This window comes from Amycolatopsis ruanii (assembly GCF_003385175.1).
GTDB lineage: Bacteria > Actinomycetota > Actinomycetes > Mycobacteriales > Pseudonocardiaceae > Amycolatopsis_E > Amycolatopsis_E thermalba.
The window spans coordinates 1-26,739 of the sequence record NZ_PQHY01000012.1 but is presented as its reverse complement, the minus strand read 5'-3'; the positions used below and the strand labels follow the sequence as shown (position 1 = coordinate 26,739).

At 71.4% G+C, this 26,739-nt stretch carries 26 protein-coding genes; 16 read left to right on the top strand and 10 right to left on the bottom strand.

Annotated features, from left to right (window positions below):
- The first annotated feature begins 5 nt into the window (after window positions 1-5).
- Complete coding sequence (gene folP, locus D0D28_RS09090) at window positions 6-851, top strand: dihydropteroate synthase (protein WP_116110332.1); 846 nt, start codon at window positions 6-8, stop codon at window positions 849-851.
- Between the two features lie 5 nt (window positions 852-856).
- On the opposite strand, the gene D0D28_RS09085 is transcribed toward folP, so the two are convergent.
- A complete protein-coding gene (locus D0D28_RS09085; protein WP_094008197.1) occupies window positions 857-1,531 on the bottom strand; it encodes a GntR family transcriptional regulator in 675 nt (224 codons plus the stop codon).
- 61 nt (window positions 1,532-1,592) lie between these two features.
- Between D0D28_RS09085 and D0D28_RS09080 the strand changes: the two genes are divergently transcribed.
- Entirely contained in the window at window positions 1,593-2,966 is a 1,374-nt protein-coding gene (locus D0D28_RS09080) for an L-serine ammonia-lyase (RefSeq protein ID WP_116110331.1), read from the top strand.
- Window positions 2,967-2,976: 10 nt separating this feature from the next.
- A complete protein-coding gene (gene purU, locus D0D28_RS09075; RefSeq protein ID WP_094008199.1) occupies window positions 2,977-3,825 on the top strand; it encodes a formyltetrahydrofolate deformylase in 849 nt (282 codons plus the stop codon).
- Between the two features lie 104 nt (window positions 3,826-3,929).
- Here the strand turns inward: purU and D0D28_RS09070 are convergent, their stop codons facing one another.
- Window positions 3,930-4,718, bottom strand: a complete 789-nt coding sequence (locus D0D28_RS09070) for an IclR family transcriptional regulator (RefSeq protein WP_094008200.1) — start codon at window positions 4,716-4,718, stop codon at window positions 3,930-3,932.
- A gap of 120 nt (window positions 4,719-4,838) precedes the next feature.
- On the opposite strand from D0D28_RS09070, the gene D0D28_RS09065 reads away from it, so the two are divergent.
- Together D0D28_RS09065 and D0D28_RS09060 are read left to right on the top strand one after the other, a co-directional pair.
- Window positions 4,839-5,159 carry a bifunctional 3-phenylpropionate/cinnamic acid dioxygenase ferredoxin subunit gene (locus D0D28_RS09065; protein WP_094008201.1) on the top strand — a complete coding sequence of 107 codons (321 nt, stop codon included), beginning with the start codon at window positions 4,839-4,841 and terminating at the stop codon, window positions 5,157-5,159.
- Window positions 5,159-6,328 carry an NAD(P)/FAD-dependent oxidoreductase gene (locus tag D0D28_RS09060; protein WP_116110330.1) on the top strand — a complete coding sequence of 390 codons (1,170 nt, stop codon included), beginning with the start codon at window positions 5,159-5,161 and terminating at the stop codon, window positions 6,326-6,328. The genes D0D28_RS09065 and D0D28_RS09060 overlap by 1 nt, the downstream gene beginning before the upstream one ends.
- Window positions 6,329-6,365: 37 nt before the next feature.
- Here D0D28_RS09060 and D0D28_RS09055 read toward each other — a convergent pair whose 3' ends face one another.
- Window positions 6,366-6,923, bottom strand: coding sequence for a TetR/AcrR family transcriptional regulator (locus tag D0D28_RS09055; RefSeq protein ID WP_429727787.1), 558 nt, complete (start codon window positions 6,921-6,923; stop codon window positions 6,366-6,368).
- A 167-nt stretch (window positions 6,924-7,090) separates the two neighbouring features.
- Between D0D28_RS09055 and D0D28_RS09050 the strand changes: the two genes are divergently transcribed.
- The 3 genes from D0D28_RS09050 to betA are packed head-to-tail and all read left to right on the top strand — an operon-like array spanning window position 7,091 to window position 11,795.
- Window positions 7,091-8,560 carry an aldehyde dehydrogenase family protein gene (locus tag D0D28_RS09050; protein WP_094008204.1) on the top strand — a complete coding sequence of 490 codons (1,470 nt, stop codon included), beginning with the start codon at window positions 7,091-7,093 and terminating at the stop codon, window positions 8,558-8,560.
- A gap of 44 nt (window positions 8,561-8,604) precedes the next feature.
- Window positions 8,605-10,125 (top strand): APC family permease, encoded by a 1,521-nt coding sequence (locus D0D28_RS09045; protein WP_094008205.1) that lies wholly within the window; start codon window positions 8,605-8,607, stop codon window positions 10,123-10,125.
- Window positions 10,126-10,136: 11 nt separating this feature from the next.
- Window positions 10,137-11,795, top strand: coding sequence for a choline dehydrogenase (gene betA / locus D0D28_RS09040; RefSeq protein WP_094008206.1), 1,659 nt, complete (start codon window positions 10,137-10,139; stop codon window positions 11,793-11,795).
- A 34-nt stretch (window positions 11,796-11,829) separates the two neighbouring features.
- Here betA and D0D28_RS09035 read toward each other — a convergent pair whose 3' ends face one another.
- Both D0D28_RS09035 and D0D28_RS09030 read right to left on the bottom strand, forming a co-directional pair.
- Window positions 11,830-12,009, bottom strand: a complete 180-nt coding sequence (locus D0D28_RS09035; protein WP_205413209.1) for a hypothetical protein — start codon at window positions 12,007-12,009, stop codon at window positions 11,830-11,832.
- Between the two features lie 18 nt (window positions 12,010-12,027).
- On the bottom strand, window positions 12,028-13,038 hold the full coding sequence (locus D0D28_RS09030; protein ID WP_116110328.1) for a saccharopine dehydrogenase family protein: 1,011 nt from the start codon (window positions 13,036-13,038) through the stop codon (window positions 12,028-12,030).
- Between the two features lie 100 nt (window positions 13,039-13,138).
- On the opposite strand from D0D28_RS09030, the gene D0D28_RS09025 reads away from it, so the two are divergent.
- Window positions 13,139-14,074 (top strand): helix-turn-helix domain-containing protein, encoded by a 936-nt coding sequence (locus D0D28_RS09025; RefSeq protein WP_116110327.1) that lies wholly within the window; start codon window positions 13,139-13,141, stop codon window positions 14,072-14,074.
- A gap of 63 nt (window positions 14,075-14,137) precedes the next feature.
- Here D0D28_RS09025 and D0D28_RS09020 read toward each other — a convergent pair whose 3' ends face one another.
- The gene (locus tag D0D28_RS09020) at window positions 14,138-15,580 is read right to left on the bottom strand and encodes a purine-cytosine permease family protein (RefSeq protein WP_094008209.1); all 1,443 of its coding nucleotides are present in this window, start codon (window positions 15,578-15,580) and stop codon (window positions 14,138-14,140) included.
- 246 nt (window positions 15,581-15,826) lie between these two features.
- On the opposite strand from D0D28_RS09020, the gene D0D28_RS09015 reads away from it, so the two are divergent.
- Complete coding sequence (locus D0D28_RS09015) at window positions 15,827-17,287, top strand: aldehyde dehydrogenase (RefSeq protein ID WP_116110326.1); 1,461 nt, start codon at window positions 15,827-15,829, stop codon at window positions 17,285-17,287.
- Here the strand turns inward: D0D28_RS09015 and D0D28_RS09010 are convergent.
- Entirely contained in the window at window positions 17,278-17,895 is a 618-nt protein-coding gene (locus D0D28_RS09010) for a TetR/AcrR family transcriptional regulator (RefSeq protein ID WP_094008211.1), read from the bottom strand. The two genes, D0D28_RS09015 and D0D28_RS09010, sit on opposite strands and share 10 nt — an antisense overlap.
- Before the next feature lie 100 nt (window positions 17,896-17,995).
- Between D0D28_RS09010 and D0D28_RS09005 the strand changes: the two genes are divergently transcribed.
- From D0D28_RS09005 to D0D28_RS08995, 3 genes are read left to right on the top strand one after another with little or no spacing between them, the layout of a single operon-like run.
- On the top strand, window positions 17,996-19,963 hold the full coding sequence (locus D0D28_RS09005; protein WP_275895891.1) for a primary-amine oxidase: 1,968 nt from the start codon (window positions 17,996-17,998) through the stop codon (window positions 19,961-19,963).
- An 11-nt stretch (window positions 19,964-19,974) separates the two neighbouring features.
- Window positions 19,975-21,630, top strand: a complete 1,656-nt coding sequence (locus D0D28_RS09000; protein ID WP_094008213.1) for an amidohydrolase — start codon at window positions 19,975-19,977, stop codon at window positions 21,628-21,630.
- A 16-nt stretch (window positions 21,631-21,646) separates the two neighbouring features.
- The gene (locus tag D0D28_RS08995) at window positions 21,647-22,609 is read left to right on the top strand and encodes a LysR substrate-binding domain-containing protein (protein WP_240323138.1); all 963 of its coding nucleotides are present in this window, start codon (window positions 21,647-21,649) and stop codon (window positions 22,607-22,609) included.
- A gap of 35 nt (window positions 22,610-22,644) precedes the next feature.
- Here D0D28_RS08995 and D0D28_RS08990 read toward each other — a convergent pair whose 3' ends face one another.
- Together D0D28_RS08990 and D0D28_RS08985 are read right to left on the bottom strand one after the other, a co-directional pair.
- On the bottom strand, window positions 22,645-23,118 hold the full coding sequence (locus tag D0D28_RS08990; protein WP_116110324.1) for a transcriptional regulator: 474 nt from the start codon (window positions 23,116-23,118) through the stop codon (window positions 22,645-22,647).
- Window positions 23,115-23,519 carry a DNA-binding protein gene (locus D0D28_RS08985; RefSeq protein WP_116110323.1) on the bottom strand — a complete coding sequence of 135 codons (405 nt, stop codon included), beginning with the start codon at window positions 23,517-23,519 and terminating at the stop codon, window positions 23,115-23,117. Before D0D28_RS08985 ends, D0D28_RS08990 begins: the two co-directional genes overlap by 4 nt.
- Window positions 23,520-23,569: 50 nt before the next feature.
- On the opposite strand from D0D28_RS08985, the gene D0D28_RS08980 reads away from it, so the two are divergent.
- Window positions 23,570-24,724 (top strand): PEP/pyruvate-binding domain-containing protein, encoded by a 1,155-nt coding sequence (locus D0D28_RS08980; RefSeq protein WP_116110322.1) that lies wholly within the window; start codon window positions 23,570-23,572, stop codon window positions 24,722-24,724.
- A 29-nt stretch (window positions 24,725-24,753) separates the two neighbouring features.
- The gene (locus D0D28_RS08975) at window positions 24,754-25,461 is read left to right on the top strand and encodes a histidine phosphatase family protein (protein WP_116110321.1); all 708 of its coding nucleotides are present in this window, start codon (window positions 24,754-24,756) and stop codon (window positions 25,459-25,461) included.
- A gap of 152 nt (window positions 25,462-25,613) precedes the next feature.
- On the opposite strand, the gene D0D28_RS08970 is transcribed toward D0D28_RS08975, so the two are convergent.
- Window positions 25,614-25,880 (bottom strand): hypothetical protein, encoded by a 267-nt coding sequence (locus tag D0D28_RS08970; RefSeq protein ID WP_116110320.1) that lies wholly within the window; start codon window positions 25,878-25,880, stop codon window positions 25,614-25,616.
- Between the two features lie 391 nt (window positions 25,881-26,271).
- Here D0D28_RS08970 and D0D28_RS08965 point away from each other — a divergent pair.
- Window positions 26,272-26,739, top strand: a 468-nt coding sequence (locus tag D0D28_RS08965; RefSeq protein WP_162831023.1) for a transposase family protein, incomplete at its 3' end; no start/stop codon positions are given.

Sequence of the window (26,739 nt, the reverse complement as noted above, 5' to 3'; positions counted from 1 at the left end):
CAGTCATGACCAGGACCGGGAACTCCGCCGCCGTCCGCACACCGGTGCCGGAGCTGCTGGCGCGGCCGCGCACGCTGGTGTGCGGCATCGTGAACGTGACGCCCGATTCGTTCTCCGACGGCGGCGCCTTCCACGACTCCGGGGCCGCGGTCGCGCACGGCGAACGGCTCGTGGCCGAGGGCGCCGACCTGCTGGACGTGGGCGGCGAGTCCACCCGGCCCGGCGCCCATCCGCCCGCGCTGGAGGAGGAACTGGACCGGGTCGTGCCGGTGATCGCCCGGCTGGCCCGCGTGGTGGACGTGCCGATCTCGGTCGACACGTCCCGGCCCGAGGTCATGCGGGCCGCGGTGGACGCCGGGGCCGCGATGATCAACGACGTGCGGGCGCTGCGCCACCCCGGGGCTCTGCCGGCCGCGGCTGAGCTCGGGGTGCCGGTGTGCCTGACCCACATGCTCCGGCCACCGCACCTGATGCAGCGCGACCCGCGCTACACCGACGTGGTCGCCGAGGTACGGGACTTCCTGCGGGCCCGTATCGAGGCCTGCCTGGCGGCCGGCATCCCGGCCGGGCACCTGATCGCCGACCCGGGGTTCGGGTTCGGCAAGACGCTGGAGCACAACCTCGCCCTGCTCGGCGCGCTGCCGGAGTTCCGCGCGCTCGGGGTACCGGTCATGGCCGGCCTGTCCCGCAAGGCGATGCTCGGCCGGCTCACCGGCCGTCCGGTCGGGCAGCGCACGGTGGCGTCGGTGACCGCCGCCGTGCTGGCCGCCGAGCGCGGCGCGAAGATCGTGCGGGTGCACGACGTCGCCGCCACGCGCGACGGCCTCGCCATCCTGGCGGCGCTGCGATGAACCGGTCAGATGATCGCGCGGATCGCCTTCTCGAAGCCGGTCACGTGGGTGAGGGCCAGGTCGGCGGCGGTGTCGCCGTCGCCGTCGGCGATCGCCCGCAGCAGCGCCGCGTGCTCGCCCACGTGCCGGTCGAAGTGCGGCATCCGGTCGAGGAACAGGCAGAAGATGCGGGTCGCCAGGTTGTCGTAGCGGACCAGCGTGTCCTCCAGGTGCGGGTTGCCCGCGGCGCGGTAGATCGCGCGGTGCACCCGCAGGTCGCAGCGCATCAGCCCGGTGCGGTCGAGCGCCCGCACGTCCAGGTCCGCGACCTCGTCGGCGAGCTCGGCCAGCCCGGACTTCACCGCCGCCGCGGCGGTCTCGGCGGCACGCCGGGCGGCGAGCGGTTCGAGCTGGACGCGGATCTCCGAGATGTAGGCCAGGTCGGTGATGTCGACCCCGGTGGCGAACGTGCCGCGCCGCGGGTAGGAGATCACCAGCCGGTCCACCTCCAGCCGTTTGAGCGCCTCCCGCACCGGCGTGCGGCCGAGTCCGAGCGACGCGGACAGCGCGGTGTCGTCGATCGGCGCCATCGGCGGGATGTCCAGCATGATCAGCCGGTCCTGGATCGCCGTGTAGGCGCGCTCGGCCAGCGAGACCGGCGGGCCCTCGAGTTCCTGCGGTTGAGCGGTCACGAACCCCATCCTAACGCCTGAAAACCACGACTCGTCACTCTGGTATATCAACCCTACATCAGGAGGGACCATGACGGTCTCCGTCTTCGACCTCTTCAAGGTCGGCATCGGTCCGTCCAGTTCGCACACGGTGGGCCCGATGCGGGCCGCGTACCTGTTCGCCTCCCGCCTGGCCGACACCGGCCTCCTGGCGCGCACGGCGCGGCTGCGCTGCGAGCTGTTCGGCTCGCTGGGCGCTACCGGGCACGGGCACGGCAGCGTCAAGGCGGTCGTGCTGGGCCTGTCCGGGGAGCAGCCGCACCTGGTCGTCCCCGTCGCCGCCGAGCCCGCGGTGACCGCGGCGCGGGCGGACGGCGCGATCGCCCTGCTCGGCAAGCACCGGATCGCGTTCGCCGTCGACGAGGACATCGTGCTGCACCGCCGGAAGCGGCTGGACTTCCACAGCAACGGCATGGTGTTCACCGCCTTCGGCGAGGACGGCGAGATCCTCGACGCCCGCGAGTACTACTCCGTCGGCGGCGGGTTCGTGCTCGACGAGGACGAGACCGGCCGCCGGGCGCTGGTGCCGGATCCCACCCCGGTGCGCTACCCGTTCACCACCGCCGACGGGCTGCTCGCCCTCACCCGCGAAACGGGCCTGCGCATCAGCGATCTCATGCTGGCCAACGAGCTGTCCTGGCGCGGTGAGGCGGAAATCCGGGCCGGGCTGCTGCGGATCTGGTCGGTGATGCGCGAATGCGTGCACCGCGGCACGCACACCGGCGGCGTGCTGCCCGGCGGGCTGAAGGTGCGCCGGCGCGCCAACGACCTGCGGGAGCGGCTGGAACGCGACTCCGGTGAGCCGGACGCGCTGCACGCCATGGAGTGGGTCACCCTGTTCGCGCTGGCCGTCAACGAGGAGAACGCCGCGGGCGGGCGGGTGGTCACCGCGCCGACCAACGGCGCGGCCGGGATCGTGCCCGCGGTGCTGCACTACGCGGAGAAGTTCCTGTCCGGCTTCGACGACGACGCGGCCGTGCGGTTCCTGCTCACCGCCGGGGCGATCGGGTCGCTGTTCAAGGAGAACGCCTCGATCTCCGGCGCCGAGGTCGGGTGCCAGGGCGAGGTCGGCTCGGCGTGCTCGATGGCCGCGGCCGGGCTGGCGGAGATCATCGGTGCCACCCCGGAACAGGTGGAGAACGCGGCCGAAATCGGCATCGAGCACAACCTCGGCCTCACCTGCGATCCGGTCGGCGGGCTCGTGCAGATCCCGTGCATCGAGCGCAACGCCATCGCCTCGGTGAAGGCGATCACCGCCGCGCGGATGGCGGTGCGCGGCGACGGCCGCCACCACGTGTCGCTGGACAAGGCCATCAAGACGATGCGCGAGACCGGCGCCGACATGAAGGACAAGTACAAGGAGACCGCCCGCGGCGGGCTGGCTCTCAACATCGTGGAATGCTGAGGAGACAACGATGACCCGTTCGTTCACGCTCACCCTGGACTGCCCGAACCGGACCGGGATCGTCCACGCCGTCAGCGCCTACCTCGTCGAGCACGGCGGCAACATCGAGGAGTACCAGCAGTTCGACGACCCGGTGCGCAAGCGGTTGTTCCTGCGCACCAAGGTGACCACCGACCACGAGGTGGACCTCGGCGAGCTGTCCCGCGGGTTCGAGCCGGTCGCCGCGGACTTCGCCATGTCGTACGCGTTCCACCCGGACCGCAACGCGCGCATCCTGGTCATGGTGTCCAAGCAGGGGCACTGCCTCAACGACCTCATCTTCCGCTGGCGCGCGGGCAGCCTGGGCGCGGACATCGTCGCGGTGGTGTCCAATCACGACGATCTGCGGCCGATGGCGGAGGCGGCCGGATTGCCGTTCCTGCACATCCCGGTGACCCCGGAAACCAAGCCCCAGGCCGAGGCGCGGCTGCTGGAGGTGGTGGAGGAGTACGAGGCGGAGCTGGTGGTGCTGGCCCGGTACATGCAGGTGCTGTCCGACCAGCTGTGCAAGGCGCTGCACGGCCGCGCGATCAACATCCACCACTCGTTCCTGCCCGGGTTCAAGGGCGCCAAGCCCTACCACCAGGCCTACGACCGGGGCGTGAAGCTGGTCGGGGCGACCGCGCACTACGTGACGCCCGACCTGGACGAGGGCCCGATCATCGAGCAGGAGGTCATCCGCATCGACCACACCTACGACCCGCGCGCGCTGCAAACGGTGGGCCGCGACGCGGAGGCGCTGGCGCTGTCCCGGGCAGTCCGCTGGCACTGCGAACGGCGCGTACTGCTGAACGGCAACAGCACGGTGGTGTTCCCCTGAGCCGGGGCCCGCGGACCGGCCGCTCCGTGCACTGTGGACGACCCGTACTGCTCAACGGCAACAGCACGGTGGTGTTCCCCTGACCCGCGGCGCGTGTCCCGACGTCAGCGGGGGCCGAGGTAGCCGACGCGGAAGCTGATCTCCTCCGCGCCCGCGACGATCTTCTCCGCGACGTCCGCATAGGACGACGGTTCCATCCGGTACGCCGGGCCGGAGACCGACAGCGCCGCGATCACGTCCCCGTTCGCGGCGCGGATCGGGGCGGCCACCGCGTTGAGGCCGACCTCCAGCTCCTCCACCGTGCACGCCCAGCCGCGCTCGCGGACCTGCGCCAGCTCCTCGGTGAGCTTGGCCCGGTCGGTGCGCGTGTTCGGGGTGAACGGGGTCAGCTCGGCCAGGGCGGCCTCCCGGACGTCGTCGGCGGCCCAGGCCAGCAGGACCTTGCCGCTGGAGGTGGCGTGCAGCGGCGTGCGCTGGCCGATCCAGTTCCGCGCGGTCACCGCCGCCGAGCCGTAGACCTGCATGATGTTGGTCGCCTGGCCCTGGTCCACCACGGCGACGTTCACGGTCTCGTCGAGTTCCGCGGCGAGCCGCTCGCACACCGCCCGGCTCTCCCGGGACAGGTCCAGCCGTGCCGTGGTGGCGCCGGCCAGGCGGACGATGCCGAACCCGAGGCGGTACTTGCCGCGCTCGCTGACCTGTTCCACCAGCTGCCACGCCTCGAGCGCGCCGACGAGGCGGAACGCGGTCGACTTGTGCACATCCAGTTCCTGCGCGATCTCGGTGACCCCCGCCTCCCCGCGTCTGGCCAGGATGTCCAGGATGGCGATCGCCCGGTCCACCGACTGGACCTGGCTCGCGGACCCGTTCGTCGAGCGCTCGTTGTTCCGCATACCGCAACTCTACTCACATGACACAATTTCCCACTTCCAGGCCTTGACCGCTCCCGGTTCGCTGCCGCACTCTGTTGCGGATAGCACGTGTAGTTGTGCATTACACAACGGAGCCGCCTCATGATTCCCGTCTGCGCTCTCCAGGACCTCCCCGTCGGCGAAGCCGTCCGCATCGACGGCGAGGTGCCGATCGCGGTGTTCAACGTCGACGGCACGCTGTACGCGATCGACGACACCTGCACCCACCAGGACGCCTCGCTGGCCGACGGCTGGCTGGAGGGCTGCGCGGTGGAGTGCCCCCTGCACGCCTCCTGTTTCGACCTGCGCACGGGCATCCCGAGCGGGCCGCCGGCGAAGAAGCCGGTGCGCACGCACGAGGTCGTCGTGGTCGACGGGCAGGTCTACGTCAACGTCAAGGCGCCCGAGCGGATGGGGGTCTGATGCGCACGATCGCCATCGCGGGCGCGTCGCTGGCCGGCCTGTCCACGGCGCGGGCCCTGCGCGAACGCGGCTTCGACGGGCGCCTGGTCGTCGTCGGCGTCGGCCCGCACCGGCCCTACGACCGGCCGCCGCTGTCGAAGGAGTTCCTCGCCGGCGCGATGTCGGCGGCCGACCTGGCGCTGGAGAGCGACGACGAGGACCTGGACGCGGACTGGCGCCTGGGACGGCGCGCGGTCGCCCTCATCCCGGCGCTGCGCACCGTCGAGCTCGATTCGGGCGAGCGGATCGTCTGCGACGGCGCGGTGCTGGCGACCGGCGCGCGGGCCCGCCGCCTGCCCGGCCCGGCGCCGGCGGGCGTGCACACGTTGCGCACCCTGGACGACGCGGTCGCGTTGCGCGCCGCCCTGGTTCCGGGCGCGCGGCTGGTCGTGATCGGCGCCGGGTTCATCGGGGCCGAGGTCGCCTCCACCGCCCGCGGGCTCGGGCTGGCGGTCACCGTGGTCGAGCAGCAGGCGGTGCCGCTCGCGGGCCCGCTCGGCGTCGAACTGGGCTCGGTCTGCGCGGCACTGCACGGCGACCACGGCGTCGAGCTGATCACCGGCGTCGGTGTCGCGGCGCTGGCCGGGGCCGGCCGGGTGAGTTCGGTCCACCTGACCGACGGCCGCGAGCTGCCTGCGGACGTCGTCGTGGTGGGCGTCGGCGCGGTGCCCAACACCGAGTGGCTGGCCGGTTCCGGGCTGGACGCGACCCGGGGCGTGCGCACCGACGCCCGGTGCGCGACCGGCATCCCGTCGGTGGTGGCGGCCGGTGACTGCGCGGTGGCGCACAACCCGTTCGCCGGGGCGGAGATCCGGCTCGAACACTGGACGAACGCGCTCGAGCAACCGGCCACCGCCGCGGCGACGCTGCTCGGCCACGAGTCCGTGCCGAGCACCCGCGCGCCCTACTTCTGGTCCGACCAGTACGGCACGCGCCTGCAGTTCGCGGGGCACCGCCGGGAGGGCGACCGGATGGAGATCGTCGACGGCGACCCGGCCGCCCGGCGGTTCACCGCGGTGTACCGCCGCGGCGATCGCGCGGTGGCCGTGTTCGCGATGAACCAGCCGAAGGTCTTCGGCCGCCGGCGCCGCGAGCTGAGCACCGCGCCGGAACCGGTGGCCCAGCCGTAGCCGCACCGGTCCTGGCCGCCCCCGCGGCGGCCAGGACTCACGGCCCGTGGACCGCCCGGCGGAAGATCGCTTCGACGTCCGAAGAGGACGGTGCGTCGTCGGTGATGGCCAGCTGCATCAGCAGCCCGCAGAACAACCCCGCCAGCACGCGTCCGGTCAGCGCGTCCGTCCGCGAGCCGAACAGCTCGATCAGCGCGTCGTCCCACGCCGCGCTCAGCGGCCGCAGCCGGGGCCGGTGCATCGCCGCCACGTACAGGTCGTACTCGACCACCGTGTGCGGCCCCTCGTCACGCACGTACCGCATCACCAGCTCCGCCAGCGCGGCCGCGAAGTCCGCATCCGCCGGCACGGTCCGCTCCCACTCCCGCAGGCGCCGGACGTTGTCCTCGGCCGCCTGCTTCAGCGCCACCTCCAGCAGGTCGTCCAGGGTGCGGAAGTGGTACGTCGTCGACCCCAGCGGCACCCCCGCGGCCGCGGCGACCGCCCGGTGGGTCAGCCCGTCGATCCCCCGCTCGGCGACCACGTCGATGGCCGCCCGCGCGATCTTCGCGCGACGCTCGGGATCGTTGGGACGCTGCCGGCGCGAACCGGCCACCTGTGACACCACCGCACACCCCCACCCGCGAAGACTCCCGGTTAACACGATCGTAGCCGACGAGTATGGACATCCGTACGCACTCTCATGTACAAATGTACGCACTGAAAGTGCCGCGCATCACATCACCAGCGCCGGCTTGCCCGCTACCACATCGGAAAGGGCTCATGAAGGACCTGTACATCGACGGAAACTGGACCGAGGGGCGCGACGGGTCCCGCACCGACGTCCTCAACCCCTACGACGCCTCCGTCATCCAGTCGGTCGCCCTCGCCGGGCCCGCCGACGTCGACCTGGCCGTCACCGCCGCGCGCCGGGCGTTCCGCCCCGGCTCACCGTGGCGCCGCACCACCGCGGGCGAGCGCGCCGAGCTGCTCCGCCGCATCGCGGACCTGCTGGTCCGCGACCGCGAGGAGCTCGCCCGCACGGAAAGCCTGGACACCGGCAAGACCCTCGCCGAGGGCCGCGTCGACGTCGACGACGTGGTCGCGGTGTTCCGCTACTACGCCGCGGCGATCGCCCAGGAGGCCGGCCGCGTGGTGGACACCGGCGACCCGGGCGCGATCAGCCGGATCGTGCACGAGCCGGTGGGGGTGTGCGCGCTGATCGCCCCGTGGAACTACCCGCTGCTGCAGATCTCCTGGAAGATCGCCCCGGCACTGGCGGCGGGCAACACGATGGTGCTCAAGCCGAGCGAGCTGACCCCGCTGACCACCATCCGGCTCGTCGCGCTCGCCGAGGAGGCCGGTGTGCCGCCGGGCGTGGTGAACCTGCTGCTCGGGCCGGGCGCGGTCGGCGCCGCGATGGTCGAGCACCCCGGGGTCGACCTGGTGTCGTTCACCGGCGGGCTCGCGACCGGCGAGAAGATCATGGCCGCCGCGGCGCGCGGGGTCCGCCGGGTGGCGCTGGAGCTGGGCGGCAAGAACCCCAACGTGGTCTTCGACGACGCCGACTTCGACACCGCCGTGGACCAGGCCCTCAACGCCGCGTTCGTCCACTCCGGACAGGTCTGCTCGGCGGGGGCCCGGCTGATCGTGCAGAACGGGATCCACGACCGGTTCGTCGACGAGCTGGCCGCGCGCGCCGACCGCATCCGGCTGGGCAACGGGCTCGACCCCGCCACCGAGACCGGTCCGCTCATCTCCGCGCAGCACCGCGCGAAGGTGGAGGGCTACATCGCCGGGGCGCTCGCCGCCGGGGCCACCCTGCGCGCGGGCGGCACGCGGCCGGAGGATCCCGCGCTGCGCAACGGTTTCTTCCTCCGCCCGACCGTGTTCAGCGACTGCACCCGGGACATGGCCGTGGTGCGCGAGGAAGTCTTCGGCCCGGTCGTGACCGTCGAGAGGTTCGCGACCGAGGAGGAGGCCGTCGAGCTGGCCAACGACACCGACTACGGCCTGGCCGGCGCGGTGTGGACGTCCGACGCCGGGCGCGCCCAGCGCGTGGCCGGGGCGCTGCGCCACGGCACGGTCTGGATCAACGACTACCACCCGTACCTGCCGCAGGCGGAGTGGGGCGGCTTCGGCAAGTCCGGCATCGGCCGGGAACTCGGCCCGTCCGGCCTGCACGAGTACCGCGAGACCAAGCACATCTACCACAACATCGATCCCCGGCCGCAGCACTGGTTCAAGGGCTGACCGGGATTCCCTCTCCACGCCGCAGTACTGAAGAGGAGGCGCGCGTGAGCACCAGCAACGACCACGGACTGTCCGAGTTCGGGTATCGGCAGTCACTCGACCGCAGCATCGGCAAGTTCGCCAGTTTCGCCGCCGGCGTCAGCTACATCTCCATCCTCACCGGCACGTTCCAGCTGTTCTACTTCGGGTTCGGCACCGGCGGGCCGGCCTACTGGTGGTCCTGGCCGATGGTCTTCGTCGGGCAGATCGCGGTGGCCCTGTGCTTCGCCGAGCTCGCCGCCCGCTACCCCGTCGCCGGTTCGGTCTACAACTGGTCCAAGAGACTCGCCGGGCGCACCACGTCGTGGCTCGCCGGGTGGATGATGTTCACCGCCTCCGTGGTCACCCTGGCGAGCGTGGTGCTGGCCTACCAGGTGACGCTGCCGCAGCTGTGGCCCGGCTTCCAGCTGGTGGGCGACGGCAGCGGCGCCCACGACTTCGCGATCTCCGCGGTCATCTGGGGCGCCGTGCTGATCCTGTTCACCACCCTGGTCAACGCCTTCGGCGTCAAGCTGATGGCGCGCATCAACAGCATCGGCGTGTTCATCGAGCTGATCGCGGCGGTCCTGCTGGTCGTGATCCTCGCGGTGAACGTGGTGCGCGGGCCGGGTGTCTTCGTCGACACGCACGGGCTCGGCGAGGGGCACACCGGTGGCTACGCCGGCGTGTTCCTGGTCGCCGCGATCGCCTCCGCCTACGTCATGTACGGCTTCGACACGGCGAGCTCGCTGGGCGAGGAGACGGTCAACCCGCGGCGCACCGCGCCCGCCGCGATCCTGCGGGCGGTCATCGCGTCGTTCGTGATCGGCGGGCTGATCCTGCTGTTCGCCATCATGGCCGCGCCGGATCTGTCCGACCCGCGGCTGGGCACGTCGGCGGGCGGGCTGCAGCTGATCGTGCTGCAGGTGCTCGGCGGGCCGCTGGGCAAGGTGTTCCTGGGCTGCATCGTCGTCGCCATCACGGTGTGCGCGCTGGCCGTGCACACGGCAGGGATCCGGCTGATGTTCGCGATGGCCCGGGACAACGCCCTGCCGTTCGGGGTGCGGCTGGCGCGGATCAACGCCAAGACCGGCACGCCGGTGATCCCGGCGATCCTGATCGGAGCCGTCGCGGTGCTGATCCTGGTGGTCAACATCGGCACCCCGGAGATCTTCACCGCGGTCACCAGCGTCGCCGTGGTCATGATCTACTTCGCCTACCTCCTGGTCACCGTGCCGATGCTGGTCAAGCGGCTGCGCGGCGGGTGGCCGGGCCGCGACGCCGGCGGTCACTTCTCGCTCGGGCGGCTGGGCCTGCCGATCAACATCGTGGCGGTGCTGTGGGGCGCCGGGATGGCCGTGAACCTCGCGTGGCCGCGCGAGCAGATCTACGGCAGCGGCCCGCTCCGCTGGATGGCCCTGATGTTCATCGGGCTCGTCGCCGCGATCGGCCTGGCGTGGTTCCGGCTGCGGGGCCGCCACCGCCTGGGCACGCTCCCCGAACACCAGGCCGACCGCGACAACCGGCTCGTCGACGAGCTTTCCTGAGGAGGACGAACGTGAGCACGGAGAACTACGACTTCATCATCGTCGGCGGCGGCTCGGCCGGGTGCGTGCTGGCCAACCGGCTGTCGGCCGATCCGAAGGTGAAGGTGCTGGTGCTGGAGGCGGGCCGGTCGGACGCGAAGTGGGACGTGTTCGTGCACATGCCCGCCGCGCTGACCTTCCCGATCGGCAGCCGCTTCTACGACTGGGGCTACCGCAGCGAGCCGGAGCCGTTCATGAACCGGCGGCGCATCTACCACGCGCGCGGCAAGATCCTCGGCGGGTCGAGCAGCATCAACGGCATGATCTTCCAGCGGGGCAACCCGATGGACTACGAGCGCTGGGCGGCCGATCCCGGCATGGCCGAGTGGGACTACGCGCACTGCCTGCCCTACTTCCAGCGCATGGAGAACTGCCTGGCCGATCCGCCGGACGGGCCGTGGCGCGGGCACGACGGCCCGCTGGAGCTGGAGCGCGGCCCGGCGTCGAACCCGTTGTTCCAGGCGTTCTTCGACGCCGCCGAGCAGGCCGGGTACCCGCGCACGGACGACGTGAACGGCTACCGGCAGGAGGGGTTCGGGCCGTTCGACCGGAACGTGCGCCGCGGCCGCCGGCTGTCGGCCGCGCGCGCCTACCTGCACCCGGTGCGGCACCGGAAGAACCTGACCGTGCAGACCCGCGCGTTCGTGTCGCAGATCCTGTTCCGCGGCACCCGCGCCGTCGGGGTCGAGTACTCGACCGGGCGGGGCGCGCCGCGTGAGGTGTACGGCAAGGAGGTCGTGCTGTGCGGCGGGGCGATCAACACGCCGCAGCTGCTGCAGCTGTCCGGCGTGGGCAACGCGGCCGAGCTGGGCCGGCTCGGCATCGACGTGGTGCGCGATCTGCCCGGTGTCGGGGAGAACCTGCAGGACCACCTCGAGGTGTACATCCAGTACGCGTGCAAGGAGCCGGTGTCGATGCAGCCGCACCTGGCGACGTGGCGGCGTCCGCTGATCGGGGCGCAGTGGCTGTTCCTGCGGTCCGGTCCGGGCGCCACGAACCACTTCGAGGGCGGCGGGTTCGTGCGCAGCAACGACACCGTGGCCTATCCGAACCTGATGTTCCACTTCCTGCCGATCGCGATCCGCTACGACGGGTCGGTGCCGGCGGGCGGGCACGGCTACCAGGTCCACGTGGGACCGATGTACGCCGACACGCGCGGCAGCGTGAAGATCACCTCGACCGACCCGCGGCGGCACCCGGCGCTGCGGTTCAACTACCTGTCCACCGAGAACGACCGGCGGGAGTGGGTGGAGGCCGTGCGGGTGGCCCGGAAGATCCTCAACCAGCCCGCGCTGGACCGCTTCAACGGCGGCGAGATCTCCCCCGGCCCGGCCGTGGAGACCGACGAGCAGATCCTGGACTGGGTGGCCAAGGACGCGGAGACGGCGCTGCACCCGTCCTGCACGGCGAAGATGGGTGTGGACGAGATGTCCGTCGTGGACCCCGGTTCGATGCGGGTGCACGGCGTCGAGGGCCTGCGGGTCGTGGACGCGTCGGTGATGCCCTACATCACCAACGGCAACATCTACGCGCCGGTGATCATGACCGCGGAGAAGGCGGCGGACCTGATCCTCGGCAACACCCCGCTGGCGCCGATCAAGGAGCCGTTCTACCGGCACAACGCCGGCTGAGGGACGCGGGGCGCCTGAGCGGGGCGAGGACCGCTCAGGCGCCCGCCTGCACCGACAGGTGCGGCGCCAGCGCACGCAGAAACTCCGGCGCGTCGAACGCCGCACCCGCCGACACCACCCCCACGGCCCGCGTCCGCCCGGTCAGGACCCGCTCCACCGCCTCCACCGCCAGCGGCGCACTGATCGCATAGATGTCCCGCCCCGCGGCGGGCACGCGACGGTCCTCGCCCGCTCAGGCGCCCGCCTGCACCGACAGGTGCGGCGCCAGCGCACGCAGAAACTCCGGCGCGTCGAACGCCGCACCCGCCGACACCACCCCCACGGCCCGCGTCCGCCCGGTCAGGACCCGCTCCACCGCCTCCACCGCCAGCGGCGCACTGATCGCATAGATGTCCCGCCCCGCGGCGGAGATCCGGCGTTCCGCGTCACCGGAGCGGACGACCACGTCGACGACGAACGTCTGCGCGGACCGGCCTCGCTCGTCGACGGGGGCCGGTGCCGCCGCGTCGGGCGCGGCCAGGTCCGCGGCCGCCGTCGTCGTCATGTACGTGCGCACCTCCGGGACCGCCAGGTGGCTCGGCACCGTGACGATGTCGGCCATGCTGAACTCCGCGATGACGTCCTGCCGCCCGAGTGGCGCCGGGAACTCCCACGCCAGCGTCGGCAGGGCGTCGTCGTGGTACCGCAGCCGTCCGCCGCTGTAGCGGACCCGGCGGTCGGCCCGCCGCTCGCGCGACACCGCGCCCGCGGCGAGCGTTCCGGCGGTCGGGTGCCAGCTGCTCAGGCCGTAGGCGATGCGCACCTCGTCGGCCGCCGTCCAGTCCCCCATCGCGGCGGTGACCAGCAGGTCGCCGAGACCGCCGAAGAACGCCATCGCCGGGACCACCACGGTGTCCCCGGCACGCTCGGCGAACTGCGCGAACGTGTCCGCGTTCGCCTCGATCTCGGCCGCCACGTCCACGTACGGGATGCCCGCGCGCAACGCCGCCTCGATCAGCGGGGCGGCGGTCGTCGCGAACGGGCCGGCGCAGTTGATCACCGCCGCCGCACCGGCCAGGGCGCGGTCGAGCGCCACCGGGTCGTCCACCGATGCCGGCCGCGCCTCCAGCCCCGGTTCCGCCATCGCCAGCAGCTTCTCCCGGTCGCGGCCCAGCAGCAGCGGGACGTACCCGCGCTCACGCAGCTCCGCGACCACGAACCGCCCGGTGTGCCCGTACGCGCCGTACACCGCAACTCGTCCCATGCCCGCTCCACCCGCTCGAAGTGATCCGTTGCGGAAATCCTGTCCGACCGTCCGGCGACTGCCCAGTGTCCGGAACGACACGACCCATACACTTTCCGACATGAGATCTGTCGCGGTCGCCGCCACCGACGGGATGCTGCACTTCGAGCTGGCGCTGGCCTGCGAGGTCTTCGGCTCGGCGCCCGCCGCGGTGCGGGTGCCCTGGTACGACCTCAGCGTGTGCGGCACGCACCCGGTGCGGGCGGGCCGGTTCCTGGTCGAGCCGGACGACGGGTTCGACCGGCTGGCGCGCGCGGGCACCGTGGTCGTGCCCGCGCTGGCCGACGTCGACGAGGACCCGCCGGCCGGCCTGGTCGAGGCGGTGCGCGCCGCCCACGCGGCCGGCGCGCGAGTGGTGTCCCTGTGCACCGGCGCGTTCGTGCTCGCCGCCGCCGGCCTGCTGGACGGGTTGCGCGCGACCACCCACTGGGCCCACACCGGCGAGCTGGCCGCGCGCTACCCGCGGGTGACGGTCGACCCGGACGTGCTCTACGTCGACAACGGCCGCGTGCTGACGTCCGCGGGCAAGGCCGCGGCGATGGACCTGTGCCTGCACCTGGTCCGCCTCGACCACGGCTCGGCGATCGCCAACGTGGTGGCCCGCCGCCTGGTCGTGCCGCCGCAGCGCGACGGCGGCCAGGCCCAGTTCGTCAGCACCCCGGTGCCCGAGCCGGACGGCCATCCCCTGGCCGAGCTGCTGCCGTGGGTGATGAGCCGGCTGGACCAGCCGTTGACGGTCGAGGACCTGGCCCGCCGCGCGAACCTCAGCTCACGCCACCTGGCCCGCCAGTTCCACGCGGTCACCGGCACCACCCCGCTGCGATGGCTGCTGGCGCAACGGATCCGCCGCGCACAGGAGCTGCTGGAGACCACGGACGACAGCATCGACACCATCGCCGCGGCGGCGGGCATGGGCACCGCGACCACACTGCGGCGCCACTTCCAGCGCACGATCGGCGTGCCGCCGGACACCTACCGCCGCACGTTCCGCGCGTGACCGCGCCCGGTGCTGGACGCGCTGGCCGGCCACGTCGAGGTCCTCCGGCGTCATCCGCCGGCGCTACGAAGGCACGCCGGGAGACGGGGCACCGGCGCGTGCCTGACTGAGCTCGGGGCCCTCCGGGACCGGCGCGTAACCCCGGCGCACCGGGTAGCGCTTCATCAGGACGTAGAACGCCACCGCCGACACGACCAGCCCGACGAGCCAGGAGATGTCCGCCCCGCCCAGGACCTCGACCAGCGGTCCGGTGTAGAGGGCCGTGCTCATGAACGGGACCTCGACGGCGACGCCCACGGCGTAGGCGGTGATGGCGCGCCAGTCGGTCCCCTGGTACCGGCCGGCCGGGTTGAAGATGTCGGCGACGTCGTACCGCTCCTTGCGCACGAAGTAGAAGTCGACGAGGTTGATCGAGGTCCACGGGACGAGGACCACCGCCAGCAGCACGATGAAGTTCTCGAGGTTGTCGAGGAAGTCGCCGCGGCCGAGGATGGCGATCAGCACACCGGTCGCCGAGAGCAGCGAGACCGTGAGGACCCGGCCGCGCTTGGAGATCGTGCGGGCGTGGCGCAGCGCCCCGGTGATCGTGACCAGCGACATGAACGCGCCGTACAGGTCGACCGCGAGAATCGGCAGGCTGCTCAGCACCATGATCGCGAGGAACAGCCACGGCGCGAACCCCGCCTGCTCGGCGACGAAGCGGACCGAGCCACCGCCGAAGGCCTCCGGGGCCGCGGCGGCCAGGAGTGCGCCGAAGACGAACATCCACACCGAGGAGACGACCGAGCCGGCGTAGGTCCACCAGAACGTCGCCTTGGCCGAGGTGCGGGCGGGCAGGTAGCGGCTGTAGTCGGCGACGTACGGGGCGTAGGTCAGCTGCCAGGTCGCCGACAGCGTGACCGCGAGCAGGAACACGCCCCAGCTGAACTCGCCGGTGGCGAAGGCGCCGCCGACGTCGTTGCGGAAGAAGAACCCGATGGTCAGGACGGCGAACGCGATCGCCGTCACCCAGGAGACCGCGTTGACCCACACCTGCATCAACCGGTAGCCGAAGATCGCGATCACCGTCGCGGCGACGGTCGTCAGGACGATGCTGACGTCGACGTCCCAGCCCAGCAACTCGGCGAGGGCGTTGCCGGCGAGCACCGCGCCGCTGGCGATGTAGCCGAGGTACATGAGCACGACGAGCACGAGCGGGAGCACCGCGCCGCGGTACCCGAACTGCGCGCGGCTCTGGATCATCTGCGGGATGCCGAGCACCGGTCCCTGCGCGGAGTGCGCGGCCATGAAGACCGCGCCGATGCCGTGACCGGCCACCGCCGCGACGATCGCCCACGCGAGCGGCAGTCCCAGCGCCACCGCGACCGCGCCGGTGGCGATGGTGAGCATGTTCGCGTTGACGGTGAACCAGATCGGGAAGAGGCCGCGCGCCTTCCCGTACCGTTCGGAATGGGGGACGAAATCGATCGAATGCTTCTCGACCTGGAGGGTCTCGTTGGGCGCCATTTCCAGCCTTCCCTGGCGAATTCGGGCACCGTTGCCCGGAAATCCGGCCGTCACACAGCCTGCCGTTGGGGAAACGCTAGATCGCACCCTGGCTTCTGTAAAATCGTATTAATCGACACTCTGCATCTGCCGTTCAGATTCAAGCCTGCATCGGCGTTTCCGATGCACACCGCCGGAAACCTCCGCTTTCCCGGCCTCCCGCTGGTGGCGATAGTAGACGCAGCTCCGACGAAAGGTGTCCACGTGATGAACCATGGCGACTGGGTGCGTGCGGCGGCGCGGCTGCGGCCGCGGACCGCGGCCTTCGTCGACGGCGACTGGGTCGAGGCGAAGTCCGGCAAGACCTTCACCGACACCAACCCCGCGACCGGACAGGTCGTCGCCGAGGTCGTCGCGTGTGAGGCCGACGAGATCGACCTCGCGGTCTCCGCGGCGCGGCGGGCGTTCGAGGACGGCCGGTGGTCGCGGCTGGCGGTCGCCGAGCGGAAGCGGCGGCTGCTCGCCCTCGCCGGGCTGATCCGGGACAACGCGGACGAGCTGGCGCTGTGCGACACGGCCGACGTCGGCAGGCCGATCGCCGACACGTCCGGCATGGACGTGCCCGCCACCGCGGACTGCTTCGCCTGGTACGCCGAGGCCATCGACAAGCTCTACGACGAGGTCGCGCCCACTCCCCCGGGCAACTTCGCGGTCATCCGCCGCGTGCCGCTGGGCGTCGTCGGCGCCGTCGTGCCGTGGAACTTCCCGCTCGACATCGCCGGCTGGAAGCTCGCGCCGGCGCTGGCCGCGGGCAACAGCGTGGTGCTCAAGCCCGCCGAGCAGTCCCCGCTGTCCGCGCTGCGCCTGGCCGAGCTGGCCGTCGAAGCGGGCATTCCGGACGGCGTGCTCAACGTCGTGCCCGGTCTCGGCGAGACCGCCGGGCAGGCGCTGGGCAGGCACCCGGACGTCGACGTGCTCGCGTTCACCGGCTCGACCCCGGTGGGCGGGCTCTTCCTGCGCTACGCCGGGGAGTCCAACCTCAAGCAGGTCTGGCTGGAATGCGGCGGCAAGAGCCCGGTGGTCGTGTTCGACGACGCCGATCTCGACGCGGCGGCCGGCCTGGTCGCGTTCGGGTTCTGCGCCAACTCCGGCCAGGTCTGCTCGGCCACCACCCGCCTGCTGGTCCAGCGGTCGATCGCCGCGGACTTCCTCGACCGGCTCGTGGCCGAGGTGCGGAAGTGGGTGCCCGGCGACCCGCTGGACCCGGCCACGAAGCTCGGGCCGATGGTGGACGAAGCCGCCGCGATCCGCGTCCAGCGCGCCGTCACCGAGAGCACCGGAACCGTCCACATCGGAGGATCCCGGCGCGGCGCCTTCCTGGATCCGGCCGTCGTCTCCGGGCTGCGCCCGGAGGACCCGCTCGTGGCCGAGGAGCTCTTCGGCCCCGTGCTGGCGGCGCTGACGTTCGACTCCGAGGCCGAGGCGATCCGTCTCGCCAACGACACCCCCTTCGGGCTCGCCGCTTCGGTGTGGACCCGCGACCTCGCCCGGGCCCACCGGGTGTCCGGGGAGATCCACGCCGGCACCGTGTCGGTCAACACCGTCGACGCGCTGAGCACGGCCACTCCGTTCGGCGGGTTCAAGCAGTCCGGCTTCGGCCGGGACCTGTCGGTGCACTCCTTCGACAAGTACACCGGGCTCAAGACCGTCTGGACCGCCTACGCCTGACCGCCGCCGGTGAGCTCGCAGCCGGTCTCGGTCTCCAGGTAACGCAACACCAGCGCCCGCGCCCGGGGCACCGACACGCTCGAATTCCGGCCCACGACGTGCAACCCGTAGGCGTCCTCCAGGGCGACCGCGTTGGCGGCGACGTCGGCGACCGGCCCCCGCAGCCGGAACACGCCGGCGTCGCGGCCGTGCGCGAGCGCGGCGGAGTACAGCGACACCTCGCGGTCCCACAGCGCCGTCATCAGCGCGGCGTGGGTCCGGCTGCGCGAGGCGTGGACGTGCGTCTCGTACAGCACCCGGCACACCGGGTCGTTCTCGTCGGCGGGCAGCCCGGCCTCGACGATCCGCACGAGACGGCCCCGCGGATCGGTCTCGCTGTCCGCCGCCTCCGCGCGTCCCCAGTAGAACCGGTCGACCGCGTCCTGGTGCACCTCGAGCAGCAGCTCGTCGAGGTCGCGGTAGTAGTAGCTGACCAGCCCGGCCGACAGACCGGCCTCCTCGGCCACGTCCCGCACGCGCAGCCCGGTCAGGCCCCGGCGCAGGATGGCTCGGCCTGCCGCGGCCACGATCTCGTCGCGGCGCTTCGCCTGGTCCTTAGGTCGTGCCACGATCTGAATTCTTGATGGTCTGCATCAAAAAACTCACGCCGCCTCTCGCCGAAGTTCCTGGGCGCAAGTCTTGCACATCTGGCTGCCTTGCGGTCATTCTTTGCGCTACGTCGCAAAGAATACGGAGACGCGCATGAACCACCCCCTCGCCCGCCTGACCCGCGATGAGGTCGCCCGCAACCGCGAGCTGCTCCACGACGCCGGGATCGCCACCGCCGACACCCGCTTCGCCCTGGTGTCGCTGCACGAGCCCGCGAAGGCGGAGGTGCTGGCGTGGGCCCCCGGCCAGGCGCTGGACCGGCGGGTCCGGTCGCTGCTGCTCGACCGCCGCACCGGGGAGGTACGCGAGGTGCTGGTCTCGGTGACCGAGGGCCGCGTGCTGGCCGACCGGGTCGTCGCCGTGGTCGCCGAGGGGCAGCCACCGATCCTGCACGAGGAGTTCGACCTGGTCGAGGAGATCCTCTGGAAGGACGAGGCCTGGAACGCGGCCATGCGGCGGCGCGGCATCACCGAACCGCGCTCGGTCCGGGTGTCCGCCCTGAGCGCCGGCTGCTTCGGCATCCCCGGGGAGGAGGGCCTGCGCCTGGTGCGCTGCCTGGCGTTCCTGCAGCTGAACGAGGACGACAACATCTGGGCGCACCCGATCGACGGGGTCGTGGCCTACGTCGACCTGATCGGCCGCCGCGTGCACGACCTCATCGACGAGGGCCCGGTGGAGATCCCGGTGACCGCCTACGACTACCACCTGGACGACCCGGCCCGGCCGTCGCGGACCACGCAGAAGCCGATCGAGATCACCCAGCCCGAAGGGCCCAGCTTCACCGTCGACGGCGACGTCGTGACGTGGGAGAAGTGGCAGTTCCGCGTCGGCTTCAACGCCGTCGAGGGCCTGACCCTGCACCAGATCGGCTTCGCCGACGGCGACCGGGTGCGGCCGATCGTCTACCGGGCCTCGGTCGCGGAGATGGTCGTGCCCTACGGCGACCCCGGCCCGGTGCGGTTCTGGCAGAACTACTTCGACGCCGGCGAGTACTCGCTGGGCAAGGAGGCCAACTCGCTGACGCTGGGCTGCGACTGCCTGGGCGAGATCCACTACCTCGACGCCACGCTGCACGACGACGACGGCCACCCGCGCACGATCCGCAACGCGATCTGCATGCACGAGGAGGACGCCGGCGTGCTGTGGAAGCACACCGACGGCTACAACGGCAGCGTCTCCACCCGCCGCCAGCGCCGGATGGTCGTGTCGTTCTTCGTGACCGTCGGCAACTACGACTACGGCTTCTACTGGTACTTCTACCTCGACGGCACGATCGAGCTGGAGTGCAAGGCCACCGGCATCGTGTTCGCCTCCGCCTACCCCGGTGACGGGCCGGACGGCGCCGAGTACCCGTGGGCGAGCGAGATCGCGCCCGGCGTGGGGGCGCCCTACCACCAGCACCTGTTCTCCGCCCGGCTGGACATGATGGTCGACGGCCTGACCAACGCCGTCGACGAAATCGACGTCCAGCGCGTCCCGATGGGACCGTCCAACCCGTACGGCAACGGGTTCACCCGCAGGATCACGCGCCTGGCCAAGGAGTCCGAGGCCGCGCGGCTGGCCGACGGCAACCGGGGCCGCGTGTGGCGGATCAGCAACACCGAACGGCGCAACGCGCTCGGCCGGCCCGTCGCCTACACGCTGCACCCGGAGGGCCTGCCGACGTTGCTGGCCGACGATCAGTCGTCCATCGCGCGCCGGGCGGCGTTCACCCGCAAGCACCTGTGGGTCACCGCCTACGACGAGAACGAGCGGTTCCCGTCGGGCGAGTACGTGAACCAGAACGACGGCCGGACCGGGATCGACACCTGGGTCCGCGCCGACCGCGACCTCGACGGCGCCGACGTGGTGGTGTGGCACACCTTCGGGCTCACCCACTACCCGCGCACCGAGGACTGGCCCATCATGCCGGTGGACCACACCGGGTTCGTGCTCAAGCCGACCGGCTTCTTCGACACCAACCCGGCGCTCGACACACCCGCCCCGCAGCCGCGCCACGCCTCCTGCTGCCACCCGGCCCAGCAGTGACGGGGGCCACCGTGAGCACCAGCCATCCCGACCTGGTCATCGTCAACGCCGAGGTGTTCTCGGCCGCACCGGGCGCCACCTCGGTGGCGATCAGCGGCGGGCGCATCCAGGCGGTCGGCCGGGCACCCCTGGACGAGCTGGCCGGTCCGCGCACCGAGGTCGTCGACGCCCGCGGCGCGACGCTGCTGCCCGGGTTCACCGACGCCCACGTCCACCCGCTGGCCGCCGGCGTCCAGTTGCTGACGTGCGACCTGTCCCGGCTGCCGCACTCACCCGAGCGGTACCGGGCGGCGATCCGGGCCTACGCCGAGGACCATCCCGGGCTCGAGTGGATCAGCGGCAACGGCTGGTTCGGCGACACCTTCCCGGGCGGGCTGCCGCACCGCGACTTCCTCGACGAGATCCTGCCGGACCGGCCCGCCGTCTTCGTCAGCCACGACGGGCACGGCGTGTGGGCCAACAGCCGGGCCCTCGAACGCGCCGGGATCGGCGAGCAGACCCCCGACCCGCCCAACGGCCGGATCAACCGGGATCCGGACGGGCGCCCCACCGGGGTGCTCGTCGAACGCGCGGGCGATCTCATCACCTCGCTGCTGCCGCCGATCACCGCGGAGTTCGCCGAAGCCGCGCTGCTGGCCGCTCAGCGGCACCTGCACTCGATGGGTGTCACCGGGTGGCAGGACGCGTGCGTCGGTTCGCTGTGGGGGCTGCCGGACCCGCTGCCGACCTACCTGAAGCTCGCGGGCGAGGGCCGGCTGACCGCACGGGTCGCCGGCGCGCTGTGGTGGTCGGCGGAGGACGGTCTCGGCCAGCTGGATTCGCTGGAAGAACGGCGGGCGGCAGGCACCGTCGGCCGGTTCCGCGCCACGACGGTGAAGATCATGCAGGACGGTGTGTGCGAGAACTGCACGGGCGCGATGCTCGAACCGTACGCCGGCAACTTCCACCACGGCACGGAGTCGGGGCTGTCGTTCATCGATCCGGAGCAGCTGAAGCGGATCTGCGTGGAGCTGGACCGGCGCCGGTTCCAGATCCACATGCACGCGGTCGGCGACCGGGCCGTCCGGGAATGCCTCGACGCGCTGGAAGCCGCCCGCGCCGCCGGCCCCGGGCACGACAACCGGCACCAGATCGCGCACGTGGACGTGGTCTCCCCCGACGACGTGCCGCGGTTCGCCGAGCTCGGGGTCATCGCCAACATCCAGGCGCTGTGGGCGCGGCGGGACCGGGAGATCGTCGAGCGCAAGCTGCCACTGCTCGGCCCGCACCGGGAGCCGCACCACTTCCCGTTCGGAGCGCTGCACCGGGCCGGGGCGCGGCTGGCGATGGGCAGCGACTGGCCGGTCACCGACCCGAACCCGCTGTGGGCGATCTACACGGCCGCCACCCGGCTCGGCCCGCCGGAGGACCCGCACGCGGTCGGCGAGGGTGTGCTGTCCGAGCCGCTGGAACCGGTGCAGGCCATCGACCTGCGGGTGGCGCTGGCGGCGTACACGGCGGGCTCGGCCTACGCCAACCACGCGGACGGCGAGACGGGAGTGATCGCGCCGGGCATGCTCGCCGACCTCGCCCTGCTGGACCGGCCGATCCTGTCCGGTGAGCAGGTCAGCGCCGCGAAGACGGTGCTCACGCTCGTGGGGGGCGAGGAGGTGCATCGCGATATCTGAGCCCTCCTTCACCCTCGTGCAGCTGCGGTACTTCGAGGCGGCGGCCCGGCACCTGAGCATGACCGCCGCCTCACGCGAGCTGATGGTGTCGCAGTCGGCGGTCTCCACCGCGGTCGCCCAGCTCGAACGGGAGCTGGGGGTGCAGCTGCTGCTGCGCCACCACGCTCGTGGGCTGAGCCTGACCACGGCGGGGCAGGCGTTCCACCGGCGGGTCCTCGACTTCCTGGCCCACGGCGCCGAACTCGTCGAGGCGGCGCGACAGGCGGGTACGGAGCTGGTGGGCACGCTGACGGTCGGCTGCTTCGCCACGCTCGCGCCGTTCCGCCTGCCGGGCCTGCTGGCCGAGTTCGAACACCGGCACCCGCGGGTGGTGGTGTCCGTGCGGGAAGGCGAGCACTCCGCGATCAAGGCCGCGCTGCGGGGCGGGGAGTACGAGGTCGCGCTGCTGTACGGCTACGACCTCGACGACGACATCGATCACGTCGTGGTGGACACCGCGCCGCCGTACGCCCTCGTGGGCCCCGACCACCCACTGGCCGGGAGCGGCACGGTGTCGCTGGCGCAGCTCGCCGGAGAGCCCATGGTGCTGCTCGACCTGCCCAACAGCCGGGAGTACCTCCAGTCGATCCTGCGCGAGGCGGGGGTGGAACCGCGCATCCGGCACCGCAGCGCCGGTTACGAAACCGTGCGGGCCCTGGTGGCGCACGGTCAGGGCTTCGCGCTGCTCAACCAGCGCCCCCCAGCGGAGACCACGTACGCCGGAGCACGCGCGGTCCCCTTGGAACTGAGCGACGACGTCCAGCCGCTGGACATCGTGGTGGCGTGGATGCGGGGCGCCCGCACGACCCGCAGGGCGCAGGAGTTCATCACACTCTGCCGGCAGATGTACGCGCGATGCCGCCCGGCGGTCACCGAGGACCCGACGGCTCACGGATTTCCCGGCTGCGCCGACGAGTTCCCCGCGGTTGCGGGCGGTTGATCCGGGCCCTGGTCCGGACGCCGGCTGGTCTTCGTCTACTTCGGAGCCTGGCTTTCGGTCAGCCGGTCGATGCCGAGGGTGGCGACGAGGTCTTCGTGGAGTTGGAACCAGACCCGGTGGCAGGAGTCCACATCGGTCTTGCCGATCCAGTTGTGCTGCCCGCTTCTGGCCTTGCGCAGCGCCGATCGGTAGGCCCTGTCACTGTGGCCGTTGGGAGCGAACCGGTCCGTCCCGGCCGGTTTGATCTGCCAGTCCGTTACGGCCCGCAGCAGGCGCGCGTTGAGCGGCAGGAACTCGCGGTAGACAGCCGCTACCACGTCTTCCGACCACCCGTCGATGTCGGCGAACGCGCCATGCTGCACCCAGCCCGCGCGCTCAGACTCGCGCAGCACCCGCAGTGCCTCGTCATGGTTCGTTCCGGCACGCTCGGCTACTGCCCGGCTGTTCGCGAACCCCAGGAGGCGTACCGCGTGCAGGACGGGCAGTTCCAGCAACGACTGATCGGTCATGGCGATTTGTCCTGTCTGGCGCTGAGCCGGTTCACGTATTGCTGGCACGCCTGCGGGGAGCGGAAACCCATGGCCTCCGCGATCTGCGCCCACGTCAGCCCCTGGTTTCGCGCGGTGAAGAGCAGACCGATCTCCACACCCTCGACCTCGGCCCGAGCCGCCGGGAGCAGTGCCAGCGCGGCCAGGAGCTCATCGGGGGTCAGGTCGGCTGAGCGCCAGAGCGCGTACTGCGTCAGATCGACCGCCGTCGGCGGGACCGGCGCGGGTCGCCACGGGCGCGGTTCGAGTTCGTCCGCGCCCAGTTCGAGCAGGACGTCTTGGGCGTCGCGCTCACGCTGAGCCTGCGCATGCTCGGCGCTGACGCGTCGTTCGAGATCGCGCTTCCGTTCCACGACAACCATCCTGCTACTATCAACATATTGTTGTCAACGTTTCGTTGATAGGCGTGTTGATGCCGGCGGCGCTCACTGACGCGACCCGCGCGAACTCGGGAGGCAAGGCCGCAACGCTCGGTGTGCTGCTGCGCGAGGGGTTGCCGGTGCCGGATGGGTTCGTGGTGCCCTGCGGCCGGCAGCAGCCCGGTTCCGCGGTCGGGCGCTCGCTACGCGACGCGATCGCCCGGGAGCTTGCGCGGCTGGGTGACCCGGTGGTGGCGGTGCGTTCTTCCGCGACGGACGAGGACACCGCCGGTGCTTCGGCGGCGGGCCAGTACGAGAGCGTCATCGGCGCTCGGGGTGTCGACGACGTGTGTGAGGCGATAGCGGCCTGCTGGGAGTCGGTCCGCGCCACGCGGGTGGGCGAGTACTGGAGCCGGACAGCCGGCCGCACCGCACACCTCGTTCCCGGCATGGCGGTGCTCGTGCAGCGCGTGATCGAGGCGGAGGTGTCCGGCGTCTTGTTCACACCCCAACAGCCGGGAGCACCGACTCGGATCGACGCATCGTGGGGTCTGGGCCTGGCCGTCGTGGGCGGCACCGTCACCCCCGACACCTACGAGGTCGCGCCCGACGGAACCATCGGCTGCTGGGTCGGAAGCAAACGGACTCGAACGGACCTCGACCACGAGCACAGCGGCGTCGTCACCAGCACGGTCGCACCGGACAAGCAGGCCGCGCGAGCACTGGATGACGCCACGGCAGCGACGCTGACGGATTTGGGCGCGCGCGTAGCGGGGATTCTCGGAACCCCGCAAGACATCGAATGGGCGGTCGCCGAAGGTGCGGTGTGGATTCTGCAGGCACGCCCCATCACCGCGCCCTTGCCCCCGAGCCGCGTGCCCGGCGCGATCGGATCACTGAGCGGAACGCCCGGCTCCCACGGAGCGGTCACCGCGGCGGCGCGGATCGTGCGCGGTCCCTCGGACTTCCCGCGCGTGCGCCCCGGTGAAATCGTCGTCTACCCCTACACCGATCCCGCTTGGACGCCGCTGTTCACCATCGCCGCCGGTGTCGTCACCGAGACCGGCGGCGCGCTGTCGCACGCCGCGATCGTCGCCCGGGAGTACGGCATCCCCGCCGTCCTCGGTGTCGCGGATGCCACCACCCGCATCGGCAACGGTGACCGGATCGCGCTCGACGGGACAGCCGGAACCATCACCGTCCGCTGACCCGGCCCACCCGCGGAAAGGACACGCTCGTGGCAACCAGATACCTCTACATCGCCCGCCACGGTGACGCCGACGCCTTCGGAAATCTCACCGACACCGGGCGACGGCAAGTCCGCCTGCTCGGCCGGCGCCTGGCGCACTTACCCATTGACGCCGTGTGGCATTCCCCGCTGCCCCGCGCTGCCGACAGTGCACGGGAACTGAACATCTTCCTCAGCGGCAGTGCCCCTGTCGGTGAGGCGGCCGAACTGATCGACCACGTGCCCTACGTGCCGGCGCCGGAGGAAACCCCACCGTCCTGGGTGCCGTTCTTCGACGGCTACGACGCCGACGAGGCCGCGGCGGGCCACAAGATCGCCCAAAGCCTCACCGCGAGGTTCGCCACCGCCCCCGACCAGGACGACGACGTTCACGAAGTGCTGATCACCCACGCCTACCCGATCGCGTGGCTCGTCCGCCACGCCTTGGCCGCCCCAGCGGTGCGGTGGCTGGGACTCAGCAGCGCCAACGCGGCGCTGACGGTCATCGAGAACCGGCCCAAGCTACCGCCGAGCGTCGTCATGTTCAACGAGATGAGCCACCTACCCCCCGACCTCCGATGGACGGGTTCCCCAAGACACCGCGCCCCTGAACGGCAAAGACAATCACGGCGACGCCGGCGGTGGCACGCCCTGGGCAGTTCTCGCATAGAAAGACGCAGCGGCCCGTCTACCTGGATAACGGGCCGCTGCCCCTGAGAAAATAGAGAATTTCCCAGTACAGCATGGGGCAGTTGCGGCACAGTCGCGCTGGTCTGGGTCGGCGTGGAACACCGCGCGCGCTGGTTTCGCTCCCGCTCCCCCATTGGTGAACTCGGCCGGCGACCGCACCGGTTCGCGCGGCCGCTGGGTCACCGGACCTGGCCGGTCCGGTATTGCCCCACGATGGCATCCCACTCCCGTTCGGCGTCGCGTCCCTCCGCAGACCCGAGGTCCTGATCGATGAGAGTCAGCACTTCTCTGGCACGCGCAAGGGGAATACCAACCTCCTGAGTAAGCACCCTGAGGAGATTGAAGGGCGTAGCCGCGAACGGCGCCGATCTCATGTACGAGATCAGTTCGGCAAGCGAACCGCCGGCTACGACCATCCGCCCGGCCTCAGTGAATGCCTCGTCCACGCCACTGTTATCCGGTGAAGATGACTTCGACATCAGTGTAGCTCCCCCACGGTCCTGCCTCCTTGACGTCCTGAGCCTCACTCCAAATTGCTCCCGCCTGCTGATCTTGCAATCGACGAGGCGCACGCTTCCCATCCACCCTATTGCAGCGCCACTACATTCCAGCTGAACGTGAACTGACCTCCAGCACCTGGCGATCCACCTCGCCGACCCCTCACACTGCCAGTGTGGTGCGCTAGACCGCTTGACCTGCGGCTTTGGAGGATTCCCTGGTTGGCTGGGGCACTTTGGGGCAGTGCGGTTCCGTTCAATTCCGTTTAATGCCGCTCTAAGGGATGTCTCGTAACCCGGTGCCGGGCTAGCTGCTCCGGTAGTTGATCATGATGCTGTGGTGCGGGTGATCACAGCATCGCGGCCGGAGTGGATTGGCCCGTTCACCGGGCTGGAGCCGGCCCAGTTCCGCACGCTCGTGCGGCTGGTCGCCAAGCGAGGCGGGGACGAAATCGCGGACGGCCGAGCAGGCCGACAGTGGGCGTTGCCGCTGGCCGACCGCGTTCTGCTGGTGGCGACCTACTGGCGGACGAACCTGACGATGCGCCAGATCGGGCCGCTGTTCGGCGTGTCGCATTCCGCGGCTCATCGGATGATCGACACGGTCGGACCGCTGCCGGCGCTGGCCCCGGTCCGCAAACGCCGGATCGATGCGGTCGCGATCGTGGACGGCACCCTCGCCCCGACCCGCGATCACCGGCTGGCCACGCCGTCGAAGAACTACCGGTACTCCACCAACGTGCAGGTCGCGATCGACCCCGAGACCCGGCTGGTGATCGCCACCGGCGACCCGCAACCAGGCAGCCGC